19 protein-coding genes are annotated in these 19,158 nt (G+C 64.8%); 9 read left to right on the forward strand and 10 right to left on the reverse strand.

Going from position 1 to position 19,158, the window contains the following annotated elements:
- The first annotated feature begins 154 nt into the window (after window positions 1-154).
- Window positions 155-1,858 (forward strand): DEAD/DEAH box helicase, encoded by a 1,704-nt coding sequence (locus CH293_RS00410; protein WP_217900732.1) that lies wholly within the window; start codon window positions 155-157, stop codon window positions 1,856-1,858.
- Window positions 1,859-1,867: 9 nt separating this feature from the next.
- Window positions 1,868-3,136, forward strand: a complete 1,269-nt coding sequence (locus CH293_RS00415) for a PQQ-binding-like beta-propeller repeat protein (RefSeq protein WP_094719046.1) — start codon at window positions 1,868-1,870, stop codon at window positions 3,134-3,136.
- Here the strand turns inward: CH293_RS00415 and CH293_RS00420 are convergent.
- Both CH293_RS00420 and CH293_RS00425 read right to left on the reverse strand, forming a co-directional pair.
- Window positions 3,118-3,912, reverse strand: coding sequence for a ParA family protein (locus CH293_RS00420; protein WP_094719047.1), 795 nt, complete (start codon window positions 3,910-3,912; stop codon window positions 3,118-3,120). The two genes, CH293_RS00415 and CH293_RS00420, sit on opposite strands and share 19 nt — an antisense overlap.
- Before the next feature lie 107 nt (window positions 3,913-4,019).
- On the reverse strand, window positions 4,020-5,498 hold the full coding sequence (locus tag CH293_RS00425) for a DHA2 family efflux MFS transporter permease subunit (RefSeq protein ID WP_037111118.1): 1,479 nt from the start codon (window positions 5,496-5,498) through the stop codon (window positions 4,020-4,022).
- 267 nt (window positions 5,499-5,765) lie between these two features.
- Between CH293_RS00425 and CH293_RS00430 the strand changes: the two genes are divergently transcribed.
- On the forward strand, window positions 5,766-6,440 hold the full coding sequence (locus tag CH293_RS00430) for an acid phosphatase (RefSeq protein ID WP_255122638.1): 675 nt from the start codon (window positions 5,766-5,768) through the stop codon (window positions 6,438-6,440).
- Entirely contained in the window at window positions 6,437-6,922 is a 486-nt protein-coding gene (locus CH293_RS00435) for a GNAT family N-acetyltransferase (protein ID WP_094719049.1), read from the forward strand. The genes CH293_RS00430 and CH293_RS00435 overlap by 4 nt, the downstream gene beginning before the upstream one ends.
- Here the strand turns inward: CH293_RS00435 and CH293_RS00440 are convergent.
- On the reverse strand, window positions 6,919-7,344 hold the full coding sequence (locus CH293_RS00440) for a hypothetical protein (RefSeq protein WP_037111119.1): 426 nt from the start codon (window positions 7,342-7,344) through the stop codon (window positions 6,919-6,921). The two genes, CH293_RS00435 and CH293_RS00440, sit on opposite strands and share 4 nt — an antisense overlap.
- A 120-nt stretch (window positions 7,345-7,464) precedes the next feature.
- Between CH293_RS00440 and CH293_RS00445 the strand changes: the two genes are divergently transcribed.
- A complete protein-coding gene (locus CH293_RS00445; protein WP_037111120.1) occupies window positions 7,465-8,421 on the forward strand; it encodes a diacylglycerol kinase family protein in 957 nt (318 codons plus the stop codon).
- Between the two features lie 332 nt (window positions 8,422-8,753).
- Window positions 8,754-9,008, forward strand: coding sequence for a WhiB family transcriptional regulator (locus CH293_RS00450; RefSeq protein ID WP_026347946.1), 255 nt, complete (start codon window positions 8,754-8,756; stop codon window positions 9,006-9,008).
- A 157-nt stretch (window positions 9,009-9,165) separates the two neighbouring features.
- On the opposite strand, the gene CH293_RS00455 is transcribed toward CH293_RS00450, so the two are convergent.
- The 4 genes from CH293_RS00455 to CH293_RS00470 form a co-directional block, all read right to left on the reverse strand.
- Window positions 9,166-10,641: a sensor histidine kinase gene (locus CH293_RS00455; RefSeq protein ID WP_037111121.1), complete on the reverse strand. Its 1,476-nt coding sequence runs from the start codon at window positions 10,639-10,641 to the stop codon at window positions 9,166-9,168.
- 47 nt (window positions 10,642-10,688) lie between these two features.
- Window positions 10,689-10,904 (reverse strand): biotin/lipoyl-binding carrier protein, encoded by a 216-nt coding sequence (locus tag CH293_RS00460; RefSeq protein WP_019666101.1) that lies wholly within the window; start codon window positions 10,902-10,904, stop codon window positions 10,689-10,691.
- Between the two features lie 269 nt (window positions 10,905-11,173).
- Entirely contained in the window at window positions 11,174-11,476 is a 303-nt protein-coding gene (rsrA, locus tag CH293_RS00465) for a mycothiol system anti-sigma-R factor (protein WP_020112110.1), read from the reverse strand.
- Complete coding sequence (locus CH293_RS00470; protein WP_019666103.1) at window positions 11,473-12,144, reverse strand: sigma-70 family RNA polymerase sigma factor; 672 nt, start codon at window positions 12,142-12,144, stop codon at window positions 11,473-11,475. The genes rsrA and CH293_RS00470 overlap by 4 nt, the downstream gene beginning before the upstream one ends.
- Before the next feature lie 194 nt (window positions 12,145-12,338).
- Between CH293_RS00470 and ybaK the strand changes: the two genes are divergently transcribed.
- The 3 genes from ybaK to rsgA are packed head-to-tail and all read left to right on the forward strand — an operon-like array spanning window position 12,339 to window position 15,181.
- Window positions 12,339-12,848 (forward strand): Cys-tRNA(Pro) deacylase, encoded by a 510-nt coding sequence (ybaK, locus tag CH293_RS00475; RefSeq protein WP_094719050.1) that lies wholly within the window; start codon window positions 12,339-12,341, stop codon window positions 12,846-12,848.
- A gap of 6 nt (window positions 12,849-12,854) precedes the next feature.
- Window positions 12,855-14,198 (forward strand): 3-phosphoshikimate 1-carboxyvinyltransferase, encoded by a 1,344-nt coding sequence (gene aroA / locus CH293_RS00480; protein WP_176459858.1) that lies wholly within the window; start codon window positions 12,855-12,857, stop codon window positions 14,196-14,198.
- Window positions 14,195-15,181: a ribosome small subunit-dependent GTPase A gene (gene rsgA, locus CH293_RS00485; protein WP_170945125.1), complete on the forward strand. Its 987-nt coding sequence runs from the start codon at window positions 14,195-14,197 to the stop codon at window positions 15,179-15,181. The genes aroA and rsgA overlap by 4 nt, the downstream gene beginning before the upstream one ends.
- A 52-nt stretch (window positions 15,182-15,233) precedes the next feature.
- Here the strand turns inward: rsgA and CH293_RS00490 are convergent, their stop codons facing one another.
- The 3 genes from CH293_RS00490 to CH293_RS00500 form a co-directional block, all read right to left on the reverse strand.
- Complete coding sequence (locus tag CH293_RS00490; protein WP_094719052.1) at window positions 15,234-16,487, reverse strand: fatty acid desaturase; 1,254 nt, start codon at window positions 16,485-16,487, stop codon at window positions 15,234-15,236.
- Between the two features lie 83 nt (window positions 16,488-16,570).
- The gene (locus tag CH293_RS00495) at window positions 16,571-17,893 is read right to left on the reverse strand and encodes a fatty acid desaturase (protein ID WP_037111127.1); all 1,323 of its coding nucleotides are present in this window, start codon (window positions 17,891-17,893) and stop codon (window positions 16,571-16,573) included.
- A gap of 129 nt (window positions 17,894-18,022) precedes the next feature.
- Window positions 18,023-19,138: a ferredoxin reductase gene (locus CH293_RS00500; RefSeq protein ID WP_037111519.1), complete on the reverse strand. Its 1,116-nt coding sequence runs from the start codon at window positions 19,136-19,138 to the stop codon at window positions 18,023-18,025.
- Window positions 19,139-19,158 lie beyond the last annotated feature (20 nt).

A 19,158-nucleotide genomic window follows, 5' to 3' on the forward strand; every position in this document is an offset into this window, starting at 1 on the left:
CGCACCTGATCCGGGTCGCTACGACTGCTTCGCCGCCTGTCGAGTACCACTACGTTCCACCGACACGGCTGAGGCTCGAGGCGAAATCACAGACCAGGATCGAGGGCATCGACTTCGGCCGGCAATAGGCCTGTGCCCTTCCTTGTGCGTACGTGTGAACACGAGGAAGGCCAGACCCCTGAGCAAGATCGTTATCGACCAAGAATCCGACACCGGCGACACCACCCTGTCCGCCCAGCTCGACGACACACACGTACCCCCGACCTTCGCGGAACTCGGCGTTCGCGAGGACATCGTCAAGTCTTTGACTGCCATCGGCATCGAGCGGACCTTCGCCATCCAGGAGCTGACCCTCCCCCTCGCCCTCGCCGGCGACGACCTCATCGGTCAGGCCAGGACCGGAATGGGCAAGACGTACGGCTTCGGCGTACCGCTTCTGCACCGCATAGCCACGACCGACTCCGGCACCGCGGCACTCGACGGAACACCCCGCGCGCTCGTCATCGTCCCCACCCGCGAACTGTGTGTTCAGGTGACCTCGGATCTGACCAATGCGTCCAAGTTCCTGAAGTCCGGCGGCAAGTCCGTCGAGATCCTGTCCATCTACGGCGGGCGTCCCTACGAGGCCCAGATCGCACAGCTGCAGAAGGGCGTCGACGTCGTCGTCGGCACCCCCGGTCGTCTCCTCGATCTCGCCAAACAGGGCCACCTCATCCTCGGCAAGATCGGCGTCCTCGTTCTCGACGAGGCCGACGAGATGCTCGACCTCGGATTCCTCCCCGACATCGAGCGCATCCTCGGCATGGTGCCCAGCGGTCCCTCGGCCGGAGGCTCCACGCGTGGTCGTCGCCAGACGATGCTGTTCTCGGCCACCATGCCCGGACCGATCATCACGCTCGCACGCACGTTCCTGACGCAGCCCACGCACATCCGCGCCGAGGAAGCAGAGTCCTCCGCCGTGCACGATCGCACCGCGCAGCACATCTACCGCGCGCACGCTCTCGACAAGGTCGAGATGGTGTCCAAGGTCCTCCAGGCAGAAGGCCGCGGAGCGACCATGATCTTCACCCGCACCAAGCGCACCGCGCAGAAGGTCTCCGAGGAACTCCTCGAACGCGGGTTCGCCGTGGGTGCCGTGCACGGTGACCTCGGACAGATCCAGCGCGAGAAGGCACTGAAGAAGTTCCGGACCGGCGGCATCGACGTCCTGGTCGCGACCGATGTGGCAGCGCGAGGCATCGACATCGACGACGTCACTCACGTCATCAACTACCAGTGCCCGGAGGACGAGAAGACCTACGTCCACCGCATCGGCCGCACCGGCCGCGCGGGCCGCACCGGCATCGCCGTGACCCTCGTCGACTGGGACGACATCCCTCGCTGGCAGCTGATCGACAAAGCGCTGAATCTCGGAATCCCGGATCCGGTCGAGACCTACTCGAGCTCACCGCACCTCTTCGAGGAACTGGGCATCCCCGACGGCGTGACCGGCTCGATCAAGAAGGCGCCGGAGCGGACCGAACGCGCGCACACGGGCGACAACGGCGAAGTCGCCGACAGCGTCGACAGTGCCGTCGATTCGGATGCAGCAGCCGAACCTTCTCGGCCACGCCGAACCCGCGCCCGCCGTCGCACCCGCGGCGGCAAGGCCGATGCAGCTGCAACCAACGGCACAGCCGCAGGCGGGGATACGTCCACGGACAGCGCCCCGACCGAGTCGGGCACCAGCGGTGACGCCCCGTCCGGTGACGGCGCGGCACCCAAGCGTCGGCGTCGCCGCCGCCGCTCGCCCGCCTCGTCCGGACAGGCGAGCTCCACCCCCGAGTCGTCGCCCGCGTCAGCACCGGCAGCCGAGTAGCCTTCTTCTGTGCTTGCACCCGAACGTCGTCGACGCTCGGATCTCGTCGCCGCGGCAACCATTCTGGTTGTCGCGGTGCTCGCTGCCGGGGTGATCTGGTTCCGAAGCGACGCACACGGCACGACGTCCGAGACCGCACCCACCCCACTGCCGCAGGCCACCACCGCACTCGCGGTGCCTGCGTCGTTGACCGAAGTGTGGCGAGCGCAGAGCCCGCTCACGTCGACACCGGTGGTCACCGGCAGCGCCGTGGTGAGCGGTGACGACGGCGGAGTGAACGGTCTGGATCCGTCCACCGGTGAGACAGCCTGGAGCTACCGCAGGGACGTTCCGCTCTGCGCGGTGACAAGTGCATGGAACACCGCCGTCGCCGTGTTCGCGGACGACCGTGGATGCGCACAGGTCACCGAACTGGACGGGGCGACGGGATCACGCAAAGCTCAGCGATCCAGCGATGCAGATTCCGAAGTCCGTCTCAGCGACGACGGAACCTACGTCACGTCCCAGGGTGACACGCGCATGGAACTCTGGCGTTCGGACCTCGTACGGACCCTCGAGTACGGACGGGTCGACGCCCCGCAGAACCCCGGCACCCAACCTCGCACCGGCTGCACCCTGCTGTCCACCGCATCGAACAGTTCCCGCGTCGCGGTACTCGAACAGTGCCCCGAGGAGTCGGGTGCACGGTTGACCACCATGAACCCAGCGCCGAAGGACGCCACCGAACCTCAGGAGTACGGCTCCAGCGTCGTCGCGTCGTTGACCAGCGCCGACGGCCCAGTGGAGGGGGCGCGTGTCCTCATTGCCTCGGGGGATCGGGTGGCGTTGTCGATCCCTCCGCATTCCGGTGAACCAGCGAAGGTCGCCTTGTTCGACGGCAATGCTCAGCCTCTCACCGAATTCGATCTTCCGGACGGGACGGTGCCCGAGGTACCGGCCGATCTGTATCCGACGGTCGTCAAGGCCGCGAACGTCTTCAGCTGGTGGACCGGATCCAGCACTGTCGCACTGGATCTGAGCGATCTGTCACCGCAGTGGACCGTGCCCGGCGCGCTCGGCCCCGGCACACTGATGGCCGGACGCCTGCTGTTACCGGTCCAGGACGGCACAGCGGTCATCGATCCGTCGACGGGTACCGCCGAACGAACGATCCCGGTCGACCGCGGTGACTACTCCGGCCCGGTCGGACTCGCCGTCGTCGGCGACGTACTCATCGAACAACGCGGTACCGACCTGGTTGCACTCTCCGGCACGGAGGGTCAGTCCTCGGGCGAATAGGTGCGGAGCGGGGATCCGTTCTCCCAGTGCTCCAACAGGTTCCCCGCCAGGTCTCGATACGCCTGCGCACCCTTGCTCTTTCGACCCGACAACACTGTCGCCCCCGAAGCCGACGCCTCCGCGAAACGCACCGTCCGAGGAATGGGCGGATCGAGAACCGGAAGGGAGTAGCGGTCGGAGACATCACCGAGAACGTCGCGGCTGTGCGTGGTGCGTGCGTCGAACAACGTGGGGAGCGCGCCGAGAAGCGACAGTTCGGAATTGGTGATCTGCTGAACTTCCGAGACCGTACGCAGCAGCTGGCCGACGCCGCGGTGCGCAAGTGTTTCGCATTGCAGCGGCACCAGTACCGACCGGGCGGCCGTCAACCCGTTGAGTGTCAACACACCCAACGACGGCGGGCAGTCGATGATCACGACGTCGTAGTCGTCGAGAATCGGCGCCAGCGCTCGCTTCAGCGCGTATTCACGGCCCGCACGCATGAGCAACAGTGCCTCGGCGCCCGCGAGATCGATCGTTGCCGGAAGCAGGTCGATACCCTCGTCGGTCTCGAGCAGCGCTTCGGCCGCCGGGGTATCCCCCGTCAGGACGTCGTGCACGGACGTCTCGAGTTTGTCGGGGTTGTGCCCGAGGGAGAACGTCAGGCACCCCTGCGGGTCGAGATCGACCACCAGAACCCGCCGGTCCAGTGCATGAAGCGCCGCCGCAAGTGAAGCCACCGTGGTGGTTTTCGCGACGCCGCCCTTTTGATTCGCTACCGCCAGTACTGTCGTCACGCCCCCGATCCTTGCCTACATCGGGGCGATCGGCCAGAGCGAGCGGGTCGTGGGCGCGTCGGGAAGGGGCCAGGAACAGTCCCGGTCCGACGCGCCCGTCACCGGAATCAGTGCAGCATAACCGGTTTGGCGCTGTCCGCACCCTCTGCCGGAGTGATCTTCTTCCGGGGCAGGAAGAACGCCGGCACGAAGGTCAGCACGATGAGCACGAGCGCGACCATGAACGTGGAGCCGAACGCTCCCGCCGAGATGTCGAGAGCCTCGACCGGCGACGTCGCCTTCGCGACGTCCTTCAACTGATTGGTCAGCACCACCGACATGACCGCCGTACCGATCGAGCCCGCCGTCTGCTGCACGATGTTCATCAACGTCGATCCTCGCGCGACGTTGTGATCGGTGAGCGTCTGCAGAGCAGCGGTCATGATCGGCATCATCGTCGCACCGAGACCCATGCCCATGACGAACAGCGCACCGAGCAGAATCACGTACGAGGTGTCGGCACCGACCTGTGTGAAGACAGCCATGCCCGCGGTGATGAACACCATGCCCGCGAGCACGATCTTGCCGGGGCCCATGCGGTCCGCGAGGGTGCCCGCGATGGGCATCGTCAACATCGCCCCGATTCCCTGAGGCGCCAGCAACAGACCTGCAGCCAGAGTCGTCTCCCCGCGGATCTGCAGGAAGTAGCTCGGGAACAGCAGACCCGCGCCCATGAACGCAACCATGAACAGGACGGTCGTCAGGACCGCCACGGTGAGCGCCCGGTTGGCGAACAACCTGAGGTCGATCAACGGATGCTCGGTGCGAAGCGCATGGAAGACGAACAGGACGATCAACACGAAACCGACGATCGCGGGCACCAGCACGCGAACAGCCAACACCGTCTCGGTCTCGGGAATCGAGGACACTCCGAACAGGAACAGTGCGAGGCCGGGAGAGAGCATCAACATGCCGACGAAGTCGAACGATTCCGACGGCGTCGGGTCGTCCTTCGGGAAGATGACGATTGCTGCGATCAGCGCGATCGCGCCGATCGGCACGTTGATCAGGAAGATCCAGTGCCAGCTCGCAGCCTCCAGCAGCCATCCGCCGAGGATCGGGCCGCTGATCGGTCCGAGAAGCATCGGCACGCCCAGCACGGCCATGACGCGACCGATCCGCTCCGGACCTGCTGCCCTGGTCATGATCGTCATACCGAGCGGCATCAGCATGCCGCCGCCCAGTCCCTGAAGCACACGGAAAGCGATGAGCGTGGTGATGTCCCACGCGAAGCTGCAGAGCACCGAGCCGAGCACGAACAGCACGAGAGCGGTGATGTACAGGCGCTTGGTACCGAACCTGTCCGCCGCCCAACCGGTCAGCGGAATCACCGTCGCCAGCGCCAGCGTGTATCCCGTCATCGTCCAGGCGACAGTCGCGTACGTCGCGTCGAACACGTCCATGAACGTGGGAAGCGCGACGCTCACCACGGTGACGTCGAGAATGGACATGATGGCGCCGAGAACGACGACACCCGCGATCTTGAGGACGGCGGAGTCGAGCTTGTCCGGCTTCACCGGATTCGGACTTGCCCCTGGCTGCGTCATGGTCGATCGTCCTTCGTGTCTCGGTGAGCAGAAACACTGCCCACCATCTGCCTGAACACGCACGGCAACGTGCGCGGTGTGTCCGTTCCGTCGGTGGACCATCCGTCCCCGAGAAGTTCGATGCATCCCCGGGCAGCCCCCATGCGCGAGCAACCGAGTGCGTCGCGCGACCGGAACAGTATCCACCGACGGCCCGTCCGACTCAATCCGTTTTGTACGGGTAACCACCTGCAGGCCTGTGACACCCGACACGGCATCATTGCTTCCATGAGCGCCACCCCCACCTCGACCCCTGATTCCGGGTCCACTGCTTCCGGGTCCACTGATTCCGGGACTACTGCTTCCGGACGTGTAGTTCTGTTGCGCCACGGCCAGACCGAATGGGCCACCTCGGGACGGCACACCGGCACGACGGACGTTCCACTGACCGACGTCGGAGAACGCCAAGCGGCCGCGGCAGGCGAACTCGTCGGCGAGCTCGGCCTGCGTGACCCGTTGATCGTCAGCAGTCCACGAACGCGGGCGCTGCGGACCGCGCAGCTCGCGGGGCTGACTGTCGAACGGGAGTGGGACGCACTGTCCGAGTGGGACTACGGAGACTACGAGGGAAAGACCTCCGCCGAGATCCAACGGACGGTGCCGCACTGGACCGTGTGGACCCATCCGTGTCCGGGTGGCGAGTCCGTCGAGCAGGTCGGCGCACGCGCGGACCTGGTGCTGTCGGTGATTCTTCCGGCCCTGGGCGAACGCGACGTGGTCCTCGTCGGACACGGACATTTCTCGAGGGCTCTGCTGACTCGCTGGCTGGAACTGCCGGTCTCCGAGGGCAAGAGGTTCGCCCTCGCCCCTGCCGCGTATTCGGTCCTCGGGTTCGAGCACTCGTTCCGGCAGGTCGTGGTGCACAACATCCATCCGTCGGTTCGGACCGGAGTTGCATCGTGATTCGGCGGGCCACCGACCGAGACGTCGACGCCATCACCGGCCTGATCCACGAACTGGCCGAGTACGAGAAGCTGCGGGAGCAGTGCACCGTGCGTCCGGATCAGATCCGCTCGGCCCTGTTCGGTGCCGATCCGTCGGTGTTCGCACACGTCGCGGACGTCGACGGTCAGGTCGTCGGGTTCGCGATGTGGTTCCTCAGTTTCTCGACGTGGGACGGCGTGAACGGCATCTACCTCGAAGACCTGTACGTGCAGCCGGAGCTCAGGGGGTCGGGAATCGGATCCGACCTGCTCGCTGCACTCGCAGCCGAGTGCGTGACGCACGGGTACACCAGACTCGGCTGGTCGGTGCTCAATTGGAACACGCCGTCGATCGGCTTCTACGAATCTCTCGGAGCGGTGGCACAGAGCGAATGGACAGCGTTCCGCCTAGGAGGCGAACCACTCAGGGCACTCGCAGCGCGCGCATCCGCCCGCAGCTAGAGCGTCTCGTCGTCGGCATCGACGTACTGCGCTGCCATCCACCTCGACGACGGCGGGCTGAACAGCAGCACGAGTATCGCCAGTGCGCCCACACCGAGCAGAACTCCGTACAGAGGCTGGTGAGAATCGGTCAGCAACGACCACACGACGGGCAACAGCAACAGTTGAACGACGAGGGCAATTGCCCGCCCCCACCGCTGGCCGAGAACGAGAGCGACACCCGCCGTGCCGACGGCAACCCCGATCACGGCGAACCAACCAGCTGTCCCGTACCCGTTCGCGACCTGGTCCTCCACGCCGTTCATCGCGCGAACGAGAAGGACCACCGCTGCGACGAGGGCAACCGCTCCTTCCACCGCGACGAGAACTCCTGCGGCCCTGAACGCAGGTGGAGGCACCGAGGGCAGGGATGGCGTGGACACCGGTAAAGCCTAGAACACCGATCCTGCCCGACAGGGTTCTGTCCCGACGGCACCCCGTGACCGATACCGGCGCGACACCGATACCGGACCGACGCCGAGAACCGGATAGGCTGACGCCCCGTGCGTGCGCTGCTGATCGTGAACCCGAATGCAACGTCGACCACGCCGGCGGCCCGCGACCTTCTGGCCCACGCGCTGTCGAGCCGGGTGCGCGTCACCACAGCACACACGACCCACCGTGATCATGCTGCGGAGCTGGCACGCCACGCCCGCGAGGACGGTGTCGGTCTGGTCATCGTCCACGGTGGAGACGGCACCGTGAACGAAGTGATCAACGGGCTGCTCGGGGTTCCGCTGCCCACATCGATGCGCGCCGTCACGATCGGTCCCATCCCGGCTCTGGCCGTGGTTCCCGGCGGAAGCGCCAACGTCTTCGCACGCTCACTCGGAATCCACGCCGACCCGGTTGCCGCAACCAACCAACTGATCGACCTTCTTGCCGCGCGGTCGCGACGCACCATCGGTCTCGGCCACTGCGACAACAGGTGGTTCACGTTCAACGCCGGTCTGGGTCTCGACGCCGACGTGTGCCAGGCGATCGACGCGGGCAGAAAGGACGGCGGACCCGTCTCCGCGACTCGGTACGTTCGCGCCGCCGTCAGCGCCTTCTTTCGCAACAAACGACGTGATCCGAAACTCACTGTCGAAATTCCAGATCACGATCCGGTAACAGGCGTGCATTACGCTTTCGTTTCCAACTCGAGTCCGTGGACCTATCTGAACGAGCGTCCGGTGCACACCAATCCGGGCACCTCGTTCGACACCGGACTCGGACTCTTCGCGATGCGGACGACGCGCGTCCTGCCGAGCCTGAACGTATCGCGCCAACTCCTGTCGGCGGGCGCGGAACCCAAGTCACGCAAGCTCTTTCGAGTCGACGACGTTCCACGCATCAAGATCACGTCCAGCGAACCCATCGGGTTGCAGATGGACGGAGACTTCCTCGGACTCCGCACCGAGGCCGAATTTCATTCGACACCGTCGGCCCTCGAGGTCATCGCGGAGAACAGGTCCTGACACTGCCCGAATGGGTAGTTTTCAACCAGTTTTCGCCGCGCGGAGACCGGGCCCCGTGGGCAGCGTCATAGCGTCTTTGCTGGGAAAACCTCTGCACATTGCCATTCGAGCGGGTACAAAGGAGCGCAGGAGGCTTAAGGCAGCCTAACAGAGTGAGCTTGACCACGGACGTGCGGCTATCTCTTGACTTCCCCTAAGTTCGTGAAAGCATTCACAAGCAACAGTGCGGAAACATTGGATACGCACGAGTGAACATCAGTCGAAAACGCAACGACACAGATCGCGGTAACAACAATCAACACGGCGCTGCGGCGCCCGGTAAGGAGCAGAGGATGGACTGGCGCCACAAGGCAATCTGTCGCGACGAAGATCCGGAACTATTTTTCCCCGTGGGAAACAGTGGCCCGGCACTCGCGCAGATCGCCGATGCCAAGGTCGTCTGCACGCGGTGCCCTGTCACCGCTGAGTGCCTGTCCTGGGCACTCGAGTCCGGCCAGGATGCCGGCGTGTGGGGCGGTATGAGCGAAGACGAGCGTCGCGCGCTGAAGCGTCGCAATGCACGTACGCGGGCTCGTAGCTCCGTATAACTCTCGGTGAACCGGTGAGGGCCAGTCCCTCACCCAGGTTCGCTCGGGCACAGCAGAACCCGGTGACTCCACGTCGGAGCCCGGGTTTTTTGCTGTCCGGCACCCAGAAGTCCGGCACCCAGGAGTCCGGCGCCCAGAGGTCCGACGGTCAGCTGTTTCAGGTTCGGGGCGATCGACGCCCGAGGGGGACGCGGAGGGACGCGTCGGTACCTCCCCGAGGCGATGGATGGAGCCCCAGGGAGCCACCCAGTTCGACGGACACCAACGTTCGGACGATCTGCAGGCCGAGACCCTCGGACTTCTCCAAAGAGAACCCTGTGGGCAAACCACGCCCGTCGTCGTGGATGACGACGTCGAGCCATCGCGCGGATCGGTCGGCCTGGATGCGGACGACACCCGCGGTTCCGGCGTCGAATCCGTGTTCCATCGCGTTCTGCACCAGTTCGGTCAACACCATCACCAGCGGTGTGGCCCGCTCGGCGGAGAAGACACCCAGCTTGCCTTCCCGCGCGACGCGAACGCGAGGGTTGACCGTCGCGACGTCGAGCATGATCGGGACCAGCCGGTCGACGATCTCGTCGAGGTCGATTTCTTCGTCCACCGACATCGACAACATCTCGTGCACCAGCGCGATCGACGTCACCCGTCGGACCGATTCCGACAACGCCACGCGTGCTTCCTCGTTCTCCAGCCGTCGTGACTGCAGACGAAGCAGAGCGGCGACGGTCTGCAGATTGTTCTTCACCCGGTGATGGATCTCGCGGATGGTCGCGTCCTTGCTGAGCAGCGCACGGTCTCGGCGCTTGACCTCGGTCACGTCTCGCACCAGCACGATCGCCCCCACCGACTCACCGCGCGGCCGAAGCGAGAGAGTTCTGATCAACACCGTCGCGCCGCGCGCGTCGGCTTCCATCCGGTATCCCTCGCTTCCCGACAGCGACGCACGAATGTGGTCCGCAATCTCCTGGGAATCGAACGGATCGGTGATCAGCGACCGCGTCACCGACGCCAGATCCGTCCCGGACAGGTCGGTCGCCAAACCCATCCGGTGATAAGCGGACAGTGCGTTCGGACTCGCATAGACGACGCGGCCGTCGGTATCGACCCTGATGAAGCCGTCGCCCGCACGCGGTGAGGAGTTGACGTCGGTGCGTTCCACAGGACTGGGAAACGTCCCCTCACTGATCATCCGGCACAGATCGTCAGCGCAGCCCCGATACGCGACCTCGAGCGCGCCTGCCGTCCGCTGCCGCGTCGGGTTGGCGTCGCGAGTGAGGATCGCGATGACGTGGTCGCCGCACCGCACCGGCACGCTGTCGGTGTTGGAACCACTGCTGACGATGTCGCGGGTGACCAGCGAATCCATGACCGTCGGGTGCTGAGACTCCGAGACGACGGCGCCGACCATGTCCTCGGTGAACACCGTCGGTGCGGTCGTCGGTCGGCACTGCGCGACACACAGGATCTTGGCATCCGGGCTCGCATCCACGTCGTCGGTCCCGACCCAGAGAAGAAGGTCCGCGAACGACAGATCCGCGAGGAGCTGCCATTCCCCGACCACCCGTTGCAGGTGATCGACAGCTTCTCCGGTCAGATCGGTGTGTTCGGCGAGCAGGTCGCTCAGTGTCGACACAGTGACGGCTCCGTCGCGATTGTGGGCGGGTGCACGGCGGCGAAAATCTAGGAGACCACTGCGATCAGGTCGCCCTGCTTGATGACGTCGCCCACGGTGACGGCAATGGTGCTGACCACGCCGGCCGACTCGGCGAGCACGGGAATTTCCATCTTCATCGATTCGAGAACGACGAGTGTGTCCCCGACCGCCACCTCGTCGCCCTCGGTGACCACGATCTGGAACACGGTCGACACCATTTCCGCGCGCACGTCCTCGGCCATTGGGCATCCTCTCGTTCACGGGCGGTTTCGCCTGTGGTTCCGGCACCCGTGACAGGGCGGCCGACCACTCGTGAAAGACTGTAGTGAACCAGTAGAGAGGAGCTCATCATGGGTAAGCGTGGGCGCAAGAAGCGCAGTCGCAAGAACAACAAGGCAAACCACGGCAAACGTCCGAACAGCTGACGATCTGCCTCATCACACGACGAAGGCCGGGAAGCGCGATGCTTCCCGGCCTTCGTCGTACCTCGGCCGGATCTAACCCGGCGTCGTCACTCCTGCTCGGTGTGCTTGATCAGCACGGTTCGCCTTATCTCGATACTCAGGCGCTCCCGCAGGCCGGCAGGCGCCTGGTCACCACCGCACTTGCGGCTGATCAGACTCTTGACCTTCTCTTCGATGCCGTACGCGGCGAAGCATGATCCGCACTCGTCGATGTGACGTTGAAGCCGAGCCCGGCTGCCTTCGTCGCACTCGTTGTCGAGCATCAGCCACACGTCGGCGATGACCGCGGAGCAGTCCAACGCCTCGAACTGCCGATTCTGTTCGGCTTCGTCGTTCGCGTCCGATGTCACTTCGAGACCTCCTGCTCGTGCGCGTCGACCGCACCGTTGCGATTGAAACCACGTTCACGTGCCACGTCCGACAGCAGGCCCCGGAGCTGTTTACGCCCCCGGTGCAGCCGGGACATGACGGTGCCGATGGGCGTGCCCATGATGTCGGCGATCTCCTTGTATGGAAAACCTTCGACGTCGGCGTAGTACACCGCCATACGAAATTCCTCGGGCAGCGACTGAAGCGCGGCCTTGATGTCGTCGTCGGGCAGCGCATCGAGAGCTTCGACCTCGGCGGAACGCAGTCCCGTCGAGGTGTGCTCGGCCGTCGCGGCCAGCTGCCAATCCGTGATCTCGTCCGTCGGGTACTGCGCGGGTTGGCGCTGCTTCTTTCGGTACGAGTTGATGTACGTGTTGGTCAGGATGCGGTACAGCCACGCCTTGAGGTTCGTTCCCTCACGAAACGAGCGGAATGCGGAGTACGCCTTGATGTACGTCTCCTGGACCAGGTCCTCGGCGTCGGCCGGGTTCCGCGTCATCCGCAGTGCCGCGCCGTAGAGCTGATCCAGCATCGGCAGTGCGTCGCGCTCGAACCGCTCGGTCAGGTCCGCCGCCGACTCCACCGGTGCCTCGGCCTCCGCCTGAGCTGGGCGCTCGACTTCCTCCACGCTGATCCCTTCGGTAGCCATATCCGACCAGGTTACAGCGGGAGAAGGCAGCGCCTTCACGTAGATCGCACTCGAACTCGGAGCGGACCGGAGCGGGCGCTCGGTCGTCGTCACTGCCACAGCAGATCCCTTCCTCTTGCCTTGCGTACCTCTGGGCTCTTCAACACCGGCTTCGCCCCGGTCATTCCAGGCGCCGGTCTCGCTACAGTGATCCGATGCCCTCAGCGCACCGGTCCGCCGCCTCCACACCTGCCGTCGCCCTGTTGATCGCGCAGAAGGTCGAGCACTCGGTGCACACCTACGACCACGATCCGAGGTCGGAATCGTTCGGCACGGAAGCGGCGGACGTCCTCACCGAACGACTCGGTGTCGTCGCCGATCAGATCTTCAAGACGTTGGTCATCAAGCGTTCCGACAACACACTCGCGGTGGCGGTTCTGCCCGTCACGGCGACACTTTCCCTCAAAGCCGCAGCCTCGGCCCTCGGTACGAGAAAGATCGTGCTGGCAGACCGAGCGGAGGCCGAGAAATCGACCGGGTACGTCTTCGGCGGGATCTCCCCGCTCGGCCAGAAACGAGCGCTCGCGACCGTGGTCGACGAATCTGCCCTCGCCTGGGACCGAATTCTCTGCAGCGGAGGCAGACGAGGGTTCGAGATCGAGCTCGACCCGAAGGACCTCGTCCGACTCGCGCGGGCCGTGACGGCGCCCGTCGCCGCCAGCTGAGCGCCGATGCGCAAAGATGGTGTGGTGACCAACTGGACCGCACCGCTCTCCACAGCCCCCGTCGACGCGACCGTCACGCTGCCCGGTTCCAAGTCCATCACCAATCGCGCGTTGATCATCTCCGCACTGGCAGGCGGACAGTCGACGGTCACCGCAGCCCTGCGCAGCCGCGACACCGACCTGATGATCGCCGCGTTGCAGCAACTCGGAGTCGGTATCACGATCGACCCTGCCGATCCGACGTCTCTGACGGTCACTCCCGGCTCCCTGCGCGGCGGATCGATCGATTGCGGGCTCGCCGGAACGGTGATGCGGTTCGTTCCACCTCTAGCCGCCATGGCGGACGGTGTGGTGCGTTTCGACGGTGACGAGCAGGCACGGACCCGGCCGCTGGACACCATTCTGGGCGCGCTACGCCACCTGGGAGCCGACGTGGCCGGGAATTCACTGCCGTTCAGCGTCACCGGGTCCGGCACTCTGCGGGGCGGGGCCGTCGACATCGACGCCTCGGGGTCCTCGCAGTTCGTGTCCGGGCTGATGCTCAGCGCAGCCGCGTTCGACGACGGCATCACCGTTCACCACACCGGAAAGCCCGTACCGTCGATGCCGCACATCGACATGACGGTCGAGATGCTCCGGCGCGTAGGTGTGCAGGTGAGTACTCCGGCCGACAGCGGCGACGCGGACACCTGGCGCGTGCATCCCGGCCCGGTCGACGCCGTGTCGTGGGTGGTCGAACCCGACCTGTCGAACGCGACGCCGTTCCTGGCCGCAGCGGCGGTGACCGGAGGTGTCGTACGGGTCCCGAACTGGCCGTCGTCGACGACGCAACCGGGAGACGCCATACGAGGAATTCTCGAATCCATGGGCGCCACGGTGACCCTCGAGAACGGAACCCTCGAGGTGCGAGGCGGTGCAACATTGACCGGAATCGACATCGACCTGCACGACGTCGGCGAGCTCACACCCACGGTGGCGGCTCTCGCCGCACTTGCGGACGGTCCATCGCATCTACGCGGAATCGCTCACCTGCGTGGACACGAAACCGACCGTCTCGCAGCACTTGTCGCAGAGATCCGACGACTGGGCGGGAACGCGACCGAGACCGACGACGGTCTGGACATCGCACCCGCGGCCCTGCACGGCGGGGTGTGGCGAGCGTACGCCGACCACCGAATGGCAACGGCAGGAGCAATTCTCGGCCTGGTGATCCCTGGAGTGGAAGTCGACGACATCGGAACCACCGCGAAAACCCTCCCAGGTTTCGAGAATCTGTGGGCATCGATGCTGGAAGACTCGCCGCACGAGGGGACACGGATTCGGCCCACCGACGAAGGTGTTTCGTCCTGAGTCGCCGCTACGACGAGTCGGACGTCCGCATCCGCCCGGGCAAGAGCTCACGCCCCCGGACGAAGACGCGGCCCGACCATGCCGATGCCCAGTCGGGAATGGTCGTGTCCGTGGACCGCGGCCGTTGGGGATGCGTTCTCGGAGGGGACCCGTCCCGGCCGGTCGTCACCATGCGCGCACGCGAACTGGGTCGCACACCCATCGTCGTCGGCGACGATGTCGACATCGTGGGAGACCTGTCCGGCAAGGTGGACACGTTGGCTCGCATCGTTCGGGTGTCCGAGCGCCGCACCGTGCTTCGCCGTACTGCCGACGACACCGATCCGTACGAACGTGTCGTGGTCGCCAACGCCGAACAACTGTTGATCGTCGCCGCACTGGCCGACCCTCCGCCGCGCACCGGATTCGTCGAGCGTGCGCTCGTCGCCGCGTACGTCGGCGGTCTGAAACCTGTTCTGTGCCTGACCAAGAGCGATCTGGCCGACCCACACGAGTTCGCCTCGGCGTTCGCCGACCTCGACGTTCCGGTGGTGCTGGCCGGGCAGAGCGAAGATCTGACCGATCTCACCGCACGGCTGACCGACAGCGTCACGGCACTCATCGGCCACTCCGGCGTCGGGAAATCGACGTTGGTGAACAGGCTGGTGCCCGACGCGAAGCGCGCAACCGGCACGGTGTCCGGTGTCGGCAAGGGCCGTCACACGTCGACGCAGTCGATTGCACTTCCGTTGCCCGGCGGCGGGTGGGTGGTGGACACACCTGGCATTCGGTCGTTCGGGCTCGCGCACATTTCGCCGGAGAACGTGGTGGCCGCGTTCTCCGACCTGGCGGACGCCATCGAAAACTGCCCGCGTGGGTGTACTCACCTGGGCCCTCCGGCGGACCCGGAGTGCGCGCTCGATACATTGACCGGCGATGCTGCGAGACGCGTCGCTGCCGTCCGTCTACTGCTGGAAGCCGTACGTACCAACGAAAACTGGTGACCCCGCGAGTGCAGTTCCACTCTCGAGGTCACCAGTCCGTGCTCGTACAGTCCTAAGCGGACAACTTCGCGACGAGGCCGCGAAGGCCTTTCTTCTTCTTCGATTCCGCGATGGCCGTACGCAATCCGCGGCGTTTGCCGGTGACTGGATCGACGGTGAGCAACCCGCGAGACTCGTCGGCGAACTTGCGCTCCGACGCCGTCTCCGGCGCGTCGTCCGCAGTTGCCTTGAGGTACTTGTTGGGCAACGAGAGCTTGGCGATGGTCCGCCAGGACAGCAAGTACTGCTTGCCGATCGAGCCGGTGGTGTACGGCAGGTCGTACTTCTCGGCGAGTTCCAGAACTCGGAACTTGATCTCGCGCAGGCGATTGCTGGGCAGATCCGGGAACAGGTGATGCTCGATCTGGTAGCAGAGGTTGCCGCTCATGAACTCCATGACGGGGCCTGCCTCGAAGTTCGCGCTGCCGAGCATCTGCCGCAGGTACCACTGCCCCTGCGTCTCGCCCTCCATGTCCGACTTCGTGAACTTCTCCGCACCGTCCGGGAAGTGCCCGCAGAAGATGACCGTGTTGGTCCAGACGTTGCGGATCATGTTGGCGACGATGTTGGCCGTCAGCGTGCTCTTCCACGCCGGACCGGTCAGGGCCGGGTAGACCACGTAGTCCTTGGCGATCTGCTTGCCGATCTTCTCGAGGACCTCTCGACGCTTGCGCTCGAACTCCTCGCGCTCGACGCGGCCCTTGGCGACCTTGCCGAGTTCGAGATGCTGTGCGGCGACGCCGTATTCGAAGAAGAGCTGCAGAAGCAGGTTGTAGACAGGGTTGCCGAGATTGAAGGGCTTCCACCGCTGGTCGCGCGTGACACGGAGAAGTCCGTAGCCGACGTCGTCGTCCATTCCGAGCACGTTGGTGTACTTGTGATGGATGTAGTTGTGCGTCTGCTTCCAGTGCGCCGACGGCCCGGTGTTGTCCCACTCCCACGACGTGGAGTGGATCTCCGGATCGTTCATCCAGTCCCACTGCCCGTGCATCACGTTGTGCCCGAGTTCCATGTTCTCGATGATCTTGGCGGCGCCGAGCATGCCGGCCCCGAGGAACCAGGCCGGTCGCTTGCGGCTTGCGAACAGGACGGCACGACCGCCGATCTCCAGCGTCCGCTGCAACCGAATGGTGTTGCGGATGTACCGTGCGTCGCGTTCTCCGCGTGACGCCTCGATGTCACGGCGGATTGCATCCAGCTCGACGCCGAGCGCCTCGACGTCCGCATCGGTCAAATGCGCGTATTCCTTGATGTCCGATATCGCCACGGGTTACGGCCCTCCTGGCAGTCGTCGGTGATGCACGTGGTGCACGATCACTACTACCGTACCGTAACTTACGGCAGCGTAGGTTACGACCCCGTAGGTGTGAGGGACTTCACGCGTGACTTCTGTGCCTGGCGCAGAGCCTTGGCCTGGCGCTTGGCTTCCTTCTTCGCGTTCCGCAGTGTGACCCGCGCTTCTGCAATGGCCGAGCGGAGACCGCGACGCTTGCCGGTCAGCGGATCGATTCGAAGCGCATGCACCGTGGGCTCCTCACCCGTCCTGAACCGGCGCTCGGAACTGGTCTCGGGTGCATTGTCCGACGTGGCACGCAACCACCGATCAGGGAGCGACAGCTTGTGAATGGTGCGCAGCGCCAGCAGGTACTGCTTACCGAGAGATCCGGTGGTGTACGGAAGGTCGTACTTCTCGCACAACGCGTGCACCTTCTCGGATATCTCCTCGTACCGGTTGCTGGGCAGGTCCGGGAACATGTGATGTTCGATCTGGTAGCAGAGGTTGCCGCTCATGAACGCCATGACCTTGCCTGCGTCGAAGTTGGCGCTGCCGAGCATCTGACGCAGGTACCACTCCGCGCGCGTCTCCGTCTCGAACTGACCGATCGTGAACTTCTCTGCACCGTCGGGAAAATGGCCGCAGAAGATGACCGCGTAGGCCCACAGGTTGCGGACGAGATTTGCGGTCGCGTTGGCGGTCAGAGTGCTTTTCCACGCAGGGCCGGTCAACGCCGGGAACAGAACGAAATCCTTGCCGACCTGACGGGCGATCTTACGAGCGAACGCCCTGTTGGACGGAGACTTCCAGAATTGCTTCTCGTGCTCGCCGTCCAGTTCCTTCTGCGCGTCCAAGTCGTGCAGAGCGATACCCCATTCGAACGTCGCCGCCAGGAGGACATTGGCAACCGGCTGCAAGAGGTTGATCGGTTTCCACGCTTCGTCGCGGGTCATACGGAGGATGCCGAAGCCGATGTCGTCATCCATGCCGACGATGTTGGTGTAGGTGTGATGGGAGTAGTTGTGCGCGCGCTTCCACTGCTCCGACGGACCCGTCTGGTCCCATTCCCACGACACCGAATGGATCTCCGGGTCGTTCATCCAATCCCACTGCCCGTGCATCACATTGTGCCCGAGCTCCATGTTCTCGATGATCTTCGCGACGCTCAGCATCGCGGTACCCACAAGCCACGCTGGACGATATTTGCTGCCCAACAGCACGATTCGACTGCCGAACTCCAGACAGCGCTGCAGCTTGATGGTCCGACGGATGTACGCGGCATCCTTCTCGCCGCGCGAATCCTCGATGTCGCGGCGAACAGCGTCCAGTTCTCTGCCGAAGGCTTCCATGTCCTCTTCGGTCAGGTGTGCGAACTCTTTGATGTCCGTGATGGCCATCGTGGTCCTCCGAAAGTCGTGGGCGCGGGCCCGAAATGCGTTTTCGCCTCTGTGCGCCAATGCAAGGGTAGCCGAACTTACTGAGAAGTCCGTGTGGGTTGGAGCACGCTCACACCGCGTCGCGGCCGGTCAGAGCTCGAGTGTGCAGTCGCCTGCAGCCGCGGAAATACAGGTCTGGATACGGTCACCTTCGCCGTGTTCCTTGCCCGAGCGTAGGTCGATGACGTGCCCGGCCGTCAACGGCACGACGCACGTCTGACAAATACCCATCCTGCACCCGAAGGGCATCTGAACACCCAGACCCTCCCCTGCCTCCAGCAAGCTCGTGGCACCGTCGACCTCGACGGACCGGTCCGACTTGGAGAAGGTCACCTTGCCCCCCTTGCCGGACGTGTCGGCCCGGGCGATCTCGAAGCGTTCGAGGTGCAGTCTGTCCTCGATTCCCTCCGACTTCCACACTCGCTCGATCTCCTCGAGCAAGCCGGACGGGCCACACGCCCACGTCTGACGCTCGCGCCAGTCCGGGTAGAGCTCGTCGAGCGACGCCAACGCGAACTTGCCGTCCGATCTGGTCAGCTGCACGTGCGAGGTGAACTGCGGATGACCGGTCGCCAGCGATGCGAGCTCGTCGGAGAACATCACCTCGTCCTCGGTGGGTGCCGAATGAATGTGCACCGTGTCCGGCATGTCTCCGTGTCTGTCCAGGGCGCGAAGCATGGAGATGATCGGTGTGATGCCACTGCCGGCCGTGATGAACAGAATTTTCTCCGGCGGCGGCGTCGGGAGCGCGAAATTGCCCTTCGGAGCGGCCAGCCGAACGATGGTGCCCTGGGGCACGCCGCCGACGAGGTGGCTGGAGAGGAAGCCCTCCGGCATCGCCTTCACCGTGATCGAGATCAGTTTCTCGTCCCAGTTCGGTGCGGACGTGAGCGAATACGAGCGCCAGTGCCAGCGCCCGCCGAGGTGCAAACCGATCCCGATGTACTGCCCGGGCTGGTAGTCGAAGTTGAATCCCCATCCGGGCTGGATGACCAGAGTGACTGCCGTTGCGGTCTCCTGCTCCACCCGAACGATGCGGCCGCGCAGCTCACGCGCCGACCACAACGGGTTGGCGAGGTGCAGGTAGTCGTCGGGAAGCAACGGTGTGGTGATGCGCGTGATCGCACCACGCAACATGTTCAGCTTCGGACGCTTGGGAGCAGATACACCCGCGGCGGGAGCTTCCAGCCACTTCTTGAGATCCATCGGAAAGTACATACCCCTCG

Origin of the sequence: Rhodococcus sp. 14-2470-1b (assembly GCF_002259415.1) — a bacterium.
GTDB lineage: Bacteria > Actinomycetota > Actinomycetes > Mycobacteriales > Mycobacteriaceae > Rhodococcoides.